At 65.9% G+C, this 11,604-nt stretch carries 10 protein-coding genes; 6 read left to right on the forward strand and 4 right to left on the reverse strand.

Features of this window, described 5'->3' with window-relative positions; all coding sequences use genetic code 11:
- Nucleotide 1: 1 nt before the first annotated feature.
- The 4 genes from OG257_RS34750 to OG257_RS34765 all read right to left on the reverse strand — a co-directional run bounded on the left by OG257_RS34750 (nt 2) and on the right by OG257_RS34765 (nt 4,420).
- Nucleotides 2-913: a phosphotransferase family protein gene (locus OG257_RS34750; protein ID WP_329214016.1), complete on the reverse strand. Its 912-nt coding sequence runs from the start codon at nt 911-913 to the stop codon at nt 2-4.
- 65 nt (nt 914-978) lie between these two features.
- A complete protein-coding gene (locus OG257_RS34755; RefSeq protein WP_329214018.1) occupies nt 979-2,034 on the reverse strand; it encodes a glycosyltransferase family 2 protein in 1,056 nt (351 codons plus the stop codon).
- Nucleotides 2,035-2,078: 44 nt separating this feature from the next.
- The gene (locus tag OG257_RS34760; RefSeq protein ID WP_329214019.1) at nt 2,079-3,137 is read right to left on the reverse strand and encodes a glycosyltransferase; all 1,059 of its coding nucleotides are present in this window, start codon (nt 3,135-3,137) and stop codon (nt 2,079-2,081) included.
- Between the two features lie 395 nt (nt 3,138-3,532).
- A complete protein-coding gene (locus OG257_RS34765; RefSeq protein ID WP_329214021.1) occupies nt 3,533-4,420 on the reverse strand; it encodes a LysR family transcriptional regulator in 888 nt (295 codons plus the stop codon).
- A gap of 303 nt (nt 4,421-4,723) precedes the next feature.
- Here OG257_RS34765 and OG257_RS34770 point away from each other — a divergent pair, with 303 nt between their 5' ends.
- From OG257_RS34770 to OG257_RS34795, 6 genes are all read left to right on the forward strand, one after another.
- Nucleotides 4,724-5,716, forward strand: a complete 993-nt coding sequence (locus OG257_RS34770; protein ID WP_329214023.1) for an ABC transporter ATP-binding protein — start codon at nt 4,724-4,726, stop codon at nt 5,714-5,716.
- Nucleotides 5,713-6,480 carry an ABC-2 family transporter protein gene (locus OG257_RS34775; protein WP_329214025.1) on the forward strand — a complete coding sequence of 256 codons (768 nt, stop codon included), beginning with the start codon at nt 5,713-5,715 and terminating at the stop codon, nt 6,478-6,480. Before OG257_RS34770 ends, OG257_RS34775 begins: the two co-directional genes overlap by 4 nt.
- Nucleotide 6,481: 1 nt before the next feature.
- Entirely contained in the window at nt 6,482-7,264 is a 783-nt protein-coding gene (locus OG257_RS34780) for an ABC transporter permease (protein WP_329214027.1), read from the forward strand.
- 480 nt (nt 7,265-7,744) lie between these two features.
- Nucleotides 7,745-8,137 (forward strand): peptidase inhibitor family I36 protein, encoded by a 393-nt coding sequence (locus tag OG257_RS34785; RefSeq protein ID WP_329214029.1) that lies wholly within the window; start codon nt 7,745-7,747, stop codon nt 8,135-8,137.
- Nucleotides 8,138-8,307: 170 nt separating this feature from the next.
- Nucleotides 8,308-9,561, forward strand: coding sequence for an MFS transporter (locus OG257_RS34790; protein WP_329214031.1), 1,254 nt, complete (start codon nt 8,308-8,310; stop codon nt 9,559-9,561).
- Nucleotides 9,562-9,660: 99 nt separating this feature from the next.
- On the forward strand, nt 9,661-11,601 hold the full coding sequence (locus OG257_RS34795; protein WP_329214033.1) for a glycosyltransferase: 1,941 nt from the start codon (nt 9,661-9,663) through the stop codon (nt 11,599-11,601).
- Nucleotides 11,602-11,604 lie beyond the last annotated feature (3 nt).

Raw genomic sequence — 11,604 nt, forward strand, 5'->3', positions numbered from 1 at the left:
GTCAGCGTTTTCCTCCCGCCTCGTTCCGAGCATCGAACCACCGCTCGGAGAGGTCACGCGTCCGCTGCCGGACGCGATCGATTCCCGTCGGATTGTTGTAGGCAGCGAAGGGCGGCCACTGGAAGACGAAGACGGCGAGCTCTTCGGCCAGCAGGGCGAGCTCCAGCGTGCGGCGATCGTGTGGACAGCCACTGAGGTACGCGTCGAGCAACTCCGGCGGGGCGGTCACCCCGGCAGGCACGGCGCGGACGTTGAGGAAGGCCAGGTCGGACACGGGGCGGCCGGAGCCCGATACCTGCCAGTCGAGAAGGACCAGTGACTCGCCGGAGTGCGTGATGTTGTCAGTGTGGCAGTCACCGTGGATGAACACCCTTGGGAGTGCCTCCGACTGCCGCTCCAGCTCGGCACGCCGGGAGACGATCTCGGCAAGCAGCGGAAGGGTCGGGGCCCAGAAGGCCTCGATCGCCGGCAGATCGGGCTCGGCCATGGCCTGCCGCAGCGCATCGGGCCGGCCCGGGCCGGCATCCGCCGGGAGAGGCATGCCGTGCAGGGCGGCCAGTTCGAGGCCGAGAGCCGCCCACATGCCCGGCGTCCATGCGGTGACGGGCAAGGGCTTGCCCGCGGCCGCGAGGAGGATGGCCAGGCCGTCTTCGGTGTCCGCGGAGGTGAGAAGCTCCGGCGAGCGCACAGGGGCGCTCGGCGCGAGACGCTGGTAGAAGAGCAACTCCCGCCGCGCTGCCGCCAAGGCGTCCGGTCCCTGTGCGGCGGGGGTGAGCTTGAGGAAGGCGGACTGCCCGTCGGCCGTACGCACGGGGTGGATGCCCGCGCCCGACCGGGACTCGAGGTACCCCTCGGACTCCTCGGCGATCACCCCGAACTTCCGCAGCACCGTCGCGACAAAACTATTCGGCATGTGAACGTCCGTTTCTCCTGACAGAAACCGCATGAGTGCGCATCCAGAGCCTGCTTCGATCAGGATCACACCGGTGATTTGCCGCCGCCTCCGGATTTCAGCAGTGCACCGTATTTGATGGACGGCCATACCCGAACGAACGTCTCGTACGACCTTTTGATTGCGGCCTCACGCCGGGTGTCTCCCCCCATGACGTCGCGGAGCGTGCTCTCGTACTGCAGCGGTGTCAAGTAACCCACGGACACCCGCCACCTCAGGTACCAGTCGGTGCCGGGGTGCTTCTCCGAGGCCCGGACATAGTTGAGGTACCAGCTCTGTGTGTTCGTCTTCCGGGGCCGGGGGTGAGCCTGGTGCAGGACGGGCACCGAAGGCAGAGCAACGAATGAAGCGCCTGCTTTCCACAGGCGATAGGCCAGCTCCGCGTCCTCCTCGCCCCATCCGAGGAACTGCTCGTCGAAGGACCCCACCGACCGGCACAGTTCGATCGGTACCGAACAGTGACAGCTCGTCAGGCTGATCCAGGGCGCCACACTGCCGCCCCGGGCGATGACATCCAGATGCTCATCGTTGGCCGGCGTGGTGGGCCAGTTCCCGGCTGCGGCTTCGATGGTGTCGATCCTGTGGCGGATGTCCCAGATGTCCCAGAGGGAGACGTTCTGGTAAGTGGGTGTCGAGGTGAGTCTGGGGTCGAGTCCGGTGCTGGCGTTCTTGATGGCTTCGGTGAGGGTGTCGTCGACGGGGAGCAGGGAGAACACTTCGCGCCTGGCTCCGAGTACGACGGTGTTGTCGGTGGATTTCCGGTGCTGGGCGAGGTGTTGGTGGAGCAGGGTGCGTGGGCAGATGCAGTCGTCGTCGATGAACAGGACGATTTCTCCGGTCGCTTCGGCGATGCCGGAGTTGCGGGCGAGGGCCCGGTTGGGCTGGGTGACGGTGACGGAGCGCACGCGGGGGTCGAGCCGGCGGTACCTGTCGATGACGTCGGGGGTCTCGTCGGTCGATCCGTTGTCGACGACGATGATCTCGTAGGTGCCGTTGGGTAGTTCCTGCAGTGTCAGGGATTCCAGCGTCCGTTCGAGGTGCCTTGCCTTGTCGCGTGTGGGGATGACAACGCTGATGTCCATTTATGTAATCGCCCCGCAAGTAGGAATGGAATATTCAACCGCTCTCACCGTCGCGTCGGGGTCGCCGATTCACCGGCAGTCCCGCGGGTCCCGCCATATTTCATGGACGGCCAGAAGCGCACGAACGTGTCGTACTGGCGCTTGATATGGGCCTTGCGGCGGACATCACCTGCCATGACCTCGCGCAGGATGTCCTCGTAGTCGATGTGCGAGATGTAGCGGAGGGACACTCGCCATCGCAGGTACCAATCGGTGCTGGGATGCTTTTCGGTGGCACGGACGTAATTGACGAACCAGCTCTGGTTGTCATCGGAATCAGGCCGGGAATGCACCTGGTGATAGACCGGGGTTCCGGGAAGGGCGACGAACGAGGCGCCTGTCTGCCACAAGCGGTATCCGAGTTCGGTGTCCTCCTCGCCCCATCCGAGGAACTGGTCGTCGAAGGAACCCACCGACCGGCACAGTTCGATCGGAACGGAGACGTGGCACGTCAGGAAACTGAGCCAGGGCGCCACACTGCCACCCTCGGCTATGAGGTCCAGGTGCTCGGCGCGCGCCGCTTTGTCGTGCATGCCGGCTGCGGCTTCGATGGTGTCGATCCTGTGGCGGATGTCCCAGATGTCCCAGAGGGAGACGTTCTGGTAAGTGGGTGTCGAGGTGAGTCTGGGGTCGAGTCCGGTGCTGGCGTTCTTGATGGCTTCGGTGAGGGTGTCGTCGACGGGGAGCAGGGAGAACACTTCGCGCCTGGCTCCGAGTACGACGGTGTTGTCGGTGGATTTCCGGTGCTGGGCGAGGTGTTGGTGGAGCAGGGTGCGTGGGCAGATGCAGTCGTCGTCGATGAACAGGACGATTTCTCCGGTCGCTTCGGCGATGCCGGAGTTGCGGGCGAGGGCCCGGTTGGGCTGGGTGACGGTGACGGAGCGCACGCGGGGGTCGAGCCGGCGGTACCTGTCGATGACGTCGGGGGTCTCGTCGGTCGATCCGTTGTCGACGACGATGATCTCGTAGGTGCCGTTGGGTAGTTCCTGCAGTGTCAGGGATTCCAGCGTCCGTTCGAGGTGCCTTGCCTTGTCGCGTGTGGGGATGACAACGCTGATGTCCATCTATGTAATCGCCCCGCAAGTCGGAATGAAATATGCAGTCAGCGCGCTGGAACTGCTGGACCCCGGTCACCGGAATGACGGACGGCGATATGATCGGCGCCGGTATTCTCTTACGTGGTGAACGCACCGCCCGATGCCACATAAGCCAAAATATTTCTTGCCGGATCCATTGACATCGGCGAAATTGTAAACACCGTTTCGACGGGTGGTCAATACCGGAGTGAGTGCCCGCAGGCCTCTTGCGTGCATTCAGAAGGAATGGCTCTGAATTCTGACTCTGAGTTACGTCGGTCGAGGTTGCCCGGGCGGGGACGTCGCTGCTGGTGGGCGGAGCGGTGACTGCGGACGGGAGGGTCTGTCAGGTTCGGGACGGTGACGGAGTGTGCGGCCGGGTGTCAGGCCGGCAGGGGCTCGGCGGCCGCGACCTTCAGCAGCGCCTGCAGCGACTCCGAGAGCACCTTTCGCGTCAGCATGACCGGCGGGGACGCAAGGCCTCCCACATCCAGTGAGCGGAACTCGACCTCGGGGTAGTCCGAGCGGTTCACGCAGTCATCCGGCACGGCGGTCCAGGAATCGCGTTTCGTGGAGATGCTCTGGAGCGCCTCGGAGATGGAGCGGGAGAGCAAGGAGGCCGCCGGTTGCAGTCCCGCACGGTGGCAGGCGTCGGTCACCAACTCCTGGAGCACCGTGTGGAACTGCGTCGGTGCCTGCCTCATCGGAAGTTTGCCGAGCATGTCCGGGAGCAGCTGTCTGCGGCCTGCCAGCGGATGGGGTTTCGGTATGCCCACGGTGACAGGGCCCCACTGGAGCCGGTGCAAGGCCAGGCCCGGGGCCGCCGCAGGGGCTTCCAGCAGGGCGGCGTGGACGGTTCCGTCGCGGACCAGGTCGGACCGGACGCTTTCCGGCACCTCGAAGACGTCCACCTGGATCTCCGGACGGCTGTCCCTCAGATTGGCCAGGGCGACCCGGAGGCTTCCCTGACTGCCCGTCGGTACGGCGACGCGAAGGGCCGTGTCGGCCAGAGGGGAATGGCCTGCGGCGACGAGCTCGATCATCTGCACGGACCGAAGTGCTCTCTGCGCCCAGGGCAGGAGATCCTCGCCCGCCTCCGTGAGGTGCACCCATCGCGTCGAGCGCTCGAACAGCGCGACCTTCAGTGTTCTTTCGAGTTTGCGAATCTGCTGGCTGACGGCCGGCTGCACCACATGCAGTCGTTTGGCGGCGCGACCGAAATGCAGTTCCTCTGCAACCGTGACGAAGTAGGCGAGCTGGCGTAATTCCACAGTTTGATCCCCTGTCGCTGTATCAGGACGAGGCAATTCAACACAGAGAGCGCTCTCTGCGTATCAGACCCCACGCGACGTATAACTGTCAAGCATCGTTTGGATGCACTGTGTCCCCAATTGAATATTTTGCTCCTTATTTTACGCTTTGGAATTTATGCGAGGTAAGGTGATGACGAAACCTGCCGAATTGACCCGGGGGCGGTTGAGTCGATTAGGAAGTAAAGGTTATGAATGCGTGCGGCCGGTGGGTTATTTGTACAGTGGGTTGTTCGTGATCGGGTGGACTCGTATGATCGGACCGTGATTGAGACCACACAGTGCATTGAAGCCGGCGAGCTCTCGATGACGTACCAGGTTCCGGTTCGCGATGCGGGCCTCGGGGCAGCCTTTCGAAGTCTCTGGCGGAGGCAGACGAAAGATATCGAAGCTATCGGCTCGATCGACCTTCGGGTGGAAATGGGTGAATCGATCGGACTGATAGGTCCGAACGGGGCGGGTAAAACCACACTCATGAAAATACTCGCCGGAATTCTCAAACCCACGCACGGGAAAGCCCGGGTCCTCGGCCGGGATCCCTTCGACCGTAAACCGGAACACTTGCGTCAAATCGCGTTGGTGAGGGGCAGTCAACCCCTGGGCGGTGCACCCGAGCTGACGGTCATGGACTCGTTGAGCTATCAGGCTCTGGTCTACGACGTGCCCGAAGGGCAGTTGCAGGAGAACCTCGACGAACTGGTGCAACTGCTTGGTATCGGTGAACTCCTCAATCGGCAGGTGCGCGCCCTGTCGCTGGGTGAGAGGATGCGCGCGGGCCTGGCGATGGCCCTTGTGTACCGTCCGCAGGTGCTTTTTCTCGACGAGCCCACGATCGGTCTGGACGTGTCGGCCGCCGTGCAGACCCGTGCCTTTCTCCGCAAGTACGTGGCTCAGACGGGAGCCACCATGATCCTGACGAGCCACTACATGACCGATGTGGCCGAACTCTGCCCGCGGGTGGTGCTTATCAATCACGGGCGGAAGGTTTATGACGGTGGGCTCCCTGGGCTGACCGCCAGGGTGAAGCACGACAAACTCATCGAGGTGTGGCTTGCCGAGGGCGTCGAATTGCCTCCGGGGATCCGAGCGACGCGGAACGACGGGCGATACGAGCTGAGTGTCGCCCGGGAGCAGGTGGCCGACACCATCGGAAGGTTGCTGGCCGAGACCACCGTTCTGGACCTGAGCATCAAGGAAGCCCCACTGGACGTACTGATGGACGAGATCTACCGCGCCGACGAGGCGACGCCTCGATGACCCGGCTGCTCAGGCTCTTATGGCTGAACATCGCACGCCAATTCCTGACCTGGTCGGGATCGTGGTGGTTCGCTGTCGCCCTGGCTGCCGGACAGATCCTTCCGCCACTCATCGGACTGGCGGTGTGGCGAACCGTTTTCCCGGACTCCAGCCGCGTTTCCACGTATTATCTGGCGGTCCTTTTCATCGTCGCCTCCACCGCGTCCTTCGAGAATCACACCTTCTCGCAGGGCATTTACAAGGGCACTCTGGCGGGCGAACTGGTCAAACCCCAGCCGGCCGTTCTGCTGCCGTTGGGGGAGAACATCGCGATCCGGGCCTGGATCACTCTGATCACCCTGCCGGTCGTCGCGCTGGTTGCCTCGGTGCTGACGGTGTCCTTCGACGCGGGTGCGCTGCTGGTGGCCGCACCACTGTGGCTGGGAGCCGGATTCCTGCGGTTCCTCTTCATGTGGTGCCTCGCACTGACCGCCTTCTGGACCGAGCGGGTGCATGCCATCACGGCGTTCGGTACCACCCTGCTCTACATGCTCGGGGGGAACGCGATTCCGGTCGATCTACTTCCGTCCTTCTGGAGCGCCCTGGCCCGAGGGCTTCCGTTCTATTCGATCATCGGCCTGCCTGCCGACGCTGCTGCGGGGGAGTCGGGCCAACGTCTGCTGATGGGGGCGATCGTGCAGGTGGGCTGGCTGCTGGTGATGGGCGCCATTTCGCTGGTGCTGTGGCGGCGAGGTCTGAACAGGTACGCGGCGGTCGGCGGCTGATATGAAGCTGCTTCTCCTGCTGGGTGCCACGTTCTCCCTGTCGCTCCGGCGGACTCTGACGCACCGTGTCAACTTCGTCTTCGACCTTGCCCAGTCCATTGTCGGCATCGGCACGGTCCTGGCGACGACGCTGGTCATCTTCGACCGGACAGGCGCCCTTGCGGGCTGGACGAGGTCGGAGATGTTCGTCCTCATCGGCGTGTTCGCGCTGGTCTCCGGGATCAGGGCGGCCCTGATCGACCCCAGCCTGACGAAGTTCGTGGGCACGATCCGGGACGGCACGCTCGACGAGGCGTTGCTGCGGCCGGCGCCGAGCTGGTTCACCGCTACGAACCGTGAGCATGCGCCGCTCGCCCTCGGGCAGGCGCTCCTCGGGGTCGGCATCCTCGTCGCCGGGGTCCGGGGCCTTCCCGCGGCCCCCGGACCGGTGAACACCGTCGTGGCCGTGATCCTGACCGGCTGTGCGGTCGCCATCTCGTGGGCGATCTCCGTGATGGTGGCCAGCCTGGGCTTCTGGGCGGGGCGCTTCGAACTTGCTCCGCTGACCGCCTCGCTGTGGGACGTCGGAAGATACCCCGCGGGTGTCTACGGAAGCCATCTGCGAAGCATTGTCACCTACGTGATTCCGCTCGCCGGAATGATCACCTTGCCCGCCGAGGCGCTGACTCGGCCCGATCCTCTGGTGGCGCTGCCCGTCGGGCTGGCGGTGACCGCATGCTTTGTCCTGCTATCGATGATCATGTTCAGCCAGGGAGTGAAAAGGTACACCGGCGCCACGTCCTGAGTCCCGAGCGAGCAACTCGGTTCGCACATGAGCAGGGCGCGCGAGGGGTCTCGGCTTTTCGGTGCATCGACCCTTCAGGTGACGCCAACTCGCTTACCACTGAGCGTCGTTGACACTCGTAGGAGAACTTTCTAAGGTTGGGGGACAGGGATGGAGAGCGCTCTCTTTCTGGATCGGGCCGATTCCGGTCCCGCACTTCGGGGGCCGGCCGAATACCCCACACGCGCTCGTCGCTCTCGCTGCGGTCGTGGCCTTCACGACTGCCCGGAGCCGCATTCCGCAAGGTGGCTTCCGCGCGGGTGAGGACGGCAAGGACGCGCTCGCCGACGCTGCCCGGACGTGGGTCGTGGTGAGCGCGATATCCCTGGTGCGAAGGCCCCGGGACGGGGCCGTGACGTGCCGAAGAATCGACATCAGTGCCCTTTCGGGCACCTGACCGTGAGGAATGTCTTGTTCGAGCGACGTAGTCAGAATGCAGCCGTGAAGGCCACCGGGACCGACGGCCGCAAGAAGCGGTACCTGAGCACCCTCACGGTGGCGGCCTCGATGGTCACCCTGGTGGGACTGGCCGCGGCACCCGCCTCCGCGAGTGCGGCGGACTGTGAGTTCAGCAAGACCCTCTGTCTGTATTCGGGCGAGAACTTCACGGGGGAGAGGATCACCCTCAGCTCCCTGGTCCCTGGGGGGACCTGCATAAATCTGGACGAGTCCGGATGGGTCGTCCCGGCGCGATCGGCCATCAACACCCACACCACGAGCGCCGCGCTGTTCGCCGACGAGGACTGCACCGGTGGACCGAACCAGGTGTCGGGCAGTTCGAGTCGTGCCAGCCTCGGCGACTTCGTGACGCTCAGCGTCTGGGTGGCCGGCTGACGAGCCACACCCGTCACCGACCGAGGGGTGCCCTGTGACCGGGCGCCCCTCGGAGCCGTGGGAACCGATCTGCGGAATTCTCCGTGCGAGGAAGACGCACCGGCGGACAACCGGAGCCACGGAGCAGGACAGCAGCCGCACAGGCGCTTCAACGGATGGAGATTCCTCGCGTGAACCCGAAGCCGGAAACACGTGGCTCACTGGTGCGAGGGCGTGTTGCCACGTCCTTGCTGTTCCTGCTGTTCGGCACAGCTCTCGGCTGCTGGACGAGTCGTATCCCCGCGATCAAGAGCGACCTCGGACTGAGTGACGGACTGCTCGGCCTCGCCCTGCTGGCCTTCGCCGTGGGCGCCATCGCCGGAATGATGGGCCTGGGAAGACTCGTCGACCGATGGGGGAGCACGCGGGTCATGGTGCCGACGGCCCTCCTCGAAGGGCTGCTGCTCATCCCTCCCGCATTCATGCCGACGCTGGTCACCCTCATGGCGGCGCTCTTTCTCTTCGGCCTCGTCCACGGCACGCTGAACATCGCGATGAACGCGAACGGGATCGAGGTCCAGCGCGCCTGGGGCCGCCCGATCGTGTCGTCGTTCCACGCCGTCTACAGCATCGGCGGCTTCCTGGGTGCCGCGATCGGCGGGCTCTTCGCCCATCAGGACGTGAGCCCGGAGGTCACCTTCGCCGCCGTGGGTGCCGGTGTGGTGCTGCTCGCCGTGTGGGCCGCTGTGTGGGCCCTGCCGCAGGACGTACCGGCGACACCGCCAGGGCCTGCGGCCGGGACCGGTGGCGGGGGCGTCTCACGCTCGTTCTACCTCCTGTTCCTCGGCGCGCTGGCCATGTGCACGCTGGTGGGGGAGGGCACCGCTGCGGACTGGAGCGCCGTCTACCTGCACGAGAGCCTCGGCAGCACACCGGCGTTCGCCACAGCCGCGTTCGCGGCGTTCTCCGTCACCATGACGATCGGGCGGCTGCTCGGCGACCGGCTCGCCGAGCGGTTCGGGCCCGTGCAACTCGTCCGCGGCTGCGGAGTGCTGGCCTCGGTGGGCATGACCGCTGCCCTGCTCATCGGCCACCCGGTCGCCGGCGTCATCGGGTTCGCGTGCCTGGGCGCGGGGATGTCCTGCATCGCTCCGCAGGTCTACTCGGCCGCGGGGCAGCGCGATCCCGCACGTGCCGGCGCCGCGCTGTCCCTCGTCGTCAGCCTCGGGTACGTCGGCTTCCTCATCGGCCCCCTGGTGATCGGCGGCGTCAGCACCTTCACGGGACTCCCCGTGGCCCTGGGCATTCCCGCGCTCCTGATCCTGTTCGTGGTGCTCGGCGCGGCCGCCCTGCGTCCCCCCGGGCCGACTGCTCCGGCACCCGTCGAGGAGAAGCCGCACCGCGATGCCGACCGCTCGGGACTGGCCTCGGGAAGCGGCAACTGAGCGCGCCGCACGTTTGCTTGAATGCGAAGAGCCGATGCCCGGTACCGGTTGACCGGGCGTCGGCGCATCCGACGACTCGCACGAGACGAAGGCGGACAGTTGCGCATCACAGAGTGTCACTTCGAGTTCAGTGGATTCGACGACCATCTCGTCAAGGCCGGCACATCCGTCTACCTCTGGAATCTCGCCCGGCAGTTCAGGGACGCGGGGCACCAGGTCGGGGCCGTGACCGCTGCGCACGGACTGCTCCCCGTCCTCCGTGAGAAGCACGAAGTCGTCGATCTGGACTGGCGGATCGAAGACGATGTCCCGATCGCACTGGATCCGTCGCAGTGGCCGGGCTTCCCCGAAGTGCTGACGCTGCACATCTCGGCCCGCGCTCACCGGATCACCGTGGACGGCATCGACATCGTTCTGCTGAGCAGCGAGCTGCTCGACCAGTACCCCGAATCCTTCTACCCGCCCCAGGAACTCCGGGGCAAGGACCCCGCGGCCCTCAAACCGCTCGTGTTCCAGGTGGTGGCGGCCCGCTACGTCAGGGACCGAATACCCGCCGACACGGTCATCCACCTGCACGAACCCTTCTACCACTACCTCCTGCCCGGCCTTTTGGCCGGTCACGGCTTCCACGTCGTATCCACCGTGCAGACCAACATGGCGGTCAATACCAAGGTCTACGGCCCAGAAGTCCGCGGCGTCCTCGCCCACCTGGGATCCGACACCTCGGTGGCCGACGGCCTCGCCGATCCGCCCCTGGACTCGTATCTGGACCGGGCGATGCGGGGATTCCTTCCGCAGACACTTCTGTACCAGGACTATCCGGAGCGGCCCGGCCACGACTACATCACCATGCTGGGCCTGGTGATCCGCTCCGTCGAAGCGATGGACTTCCTGTCCGAGGGGCAGCTGGACCACGCCCTGACCCAGGCGGAGACACCCTTCGAGCAACTGTTCCAGCAGCTGACCGTCCGGCGGGAACTCAGGTCGCGGACCGACCAGTTGGTCGTCGGGGGCTGCGCCATAGGGGACGAGTGGCTGGACGTGCCGCGCACCGACGAGCGCCGCGAGCGGACCCTCACCGGTCTGGGGCTCGATCCGGCGCTGCCGACGATCTACCACAACGCGCGCTATTCGGTGCAGCACAAAGGGCAGAAGGAGCTGTTCCGGGGAATCCGCCGGCTTCTGGACGGGGGAGACCGCTGCAACGTGCTGCTCCACTGCCTCGCCCCCAGCCCCCCGAACGACGAGGACCTGGACGCACTCGCGCGTGACTACCCGGAGCTGGTCCGCGCCGTCACCGGCCCCATGGGGAACCCCGAACTGAAGGACTGGGCCGCCGCGAGCGATTTCTGCGTCTTCCCGTCCAAGTTCGAGATGGACACCTTCCTGATGGCCATGGGGGAGGCGATGGCCTGCGGCTCCATCCCGGTCGCGACCGCGCAGCGGGGCATGCGTCACTTCCTCCACCGGACCGATCCGGTCGCCGAGTACGCCACCGGGCTGGCCCTGCCACGCTCCTTCCGGGTGGACGACGACCTGCTCACCGAGGCCGTTCACCTGGGGCTCGTACGCATGCTCAGGCTGTGGAAAAACGATCCGGACCGCATCGCCACCCTGCGGGCCCGAGCGACAGAGGTGGGCCGGAGCTTCACCTGGCAGGCGGCGGCCGGACGTTTCCTGGCGGTGTTCGCCGCATGCCTCGCGGGTACCCGGCCCGCCGATGCCACCCCGGCCGTCCGCGCGGTTGTCGAGAGGGAGGAACAGGACGGTACCGGCGCGCAGTTCGACGCCGCCCAGGGATCCGCCCACCGCGTCGCGGACGGCGTCGAGGTGCGGTGGCGCGGGAAGAACACCAGCCGTGTCGAGATCGTGCCGGCCCAGCCGGGCGCCGACGCCGTAGCGCTGAAGGCGGACGCCGACGAGTTCTCCGGCCGGGTGCCGTCCGCCCCCGCCGGGACGCTGGCGGTGCTGGTCACGGACCGGGACGGAAGGTCGGTCTGGGGAGAACTACCCGTGCGGACCGACGCCCCCGCCCCCTGACAC

The sequence above is a fragment of the Streptomyces sp. NBC_00683 genome (assembly GCF_036226745.1).
In the GTDB taxonomy this organism is placed as follows: domain Bacteria; phylum Actinomycetota; class Actinomycetes; order Streptomycetales; family Streptomycetaceae; genus Streptomyces.

What these genes read in the sequence shown, in the direction of transcription:
- OG257_RS34750 (WP_329214016.1), bottom strand. Translation starts at nt 913, where the DNA reads ATGCCGAATAGTTTTGTCGCGACGGTGCTGCGGAAGTTCGGGGTGATC.
- OG257_RS34755 (WP_329214018.1), bottom strand. Translation starts at nt 2,034, where the DNA reads ATGGACATCAGCGTTGTCATCCCCACACGCGACAAGGCAAGGCACCTC.
- OG257_RS34760 (WP_329214019.1), bottom strand. Translation starts at nt 3,137, where the DNA reads ATGGACATCAGCGTTGTCATCCCCACACGCGACAAGGCAAGGCACCTC.
- OG257_RS34775 (WP_329214025.1), top strand. Translation starts at nt 5,713, where the DNA reads ATGACCCGGCTGCTCAGGCTCTTATGGCTGAACATCGCACGCCAATTC.
- OG257_RS34780 (WP_329214027.1), top strand. Translation starts at nt 6,482, where the DNA reads ATGAAGCTGCTTCTCCTGCTGGGTGCCACGTTCTCCCTGTCGCTCCGG.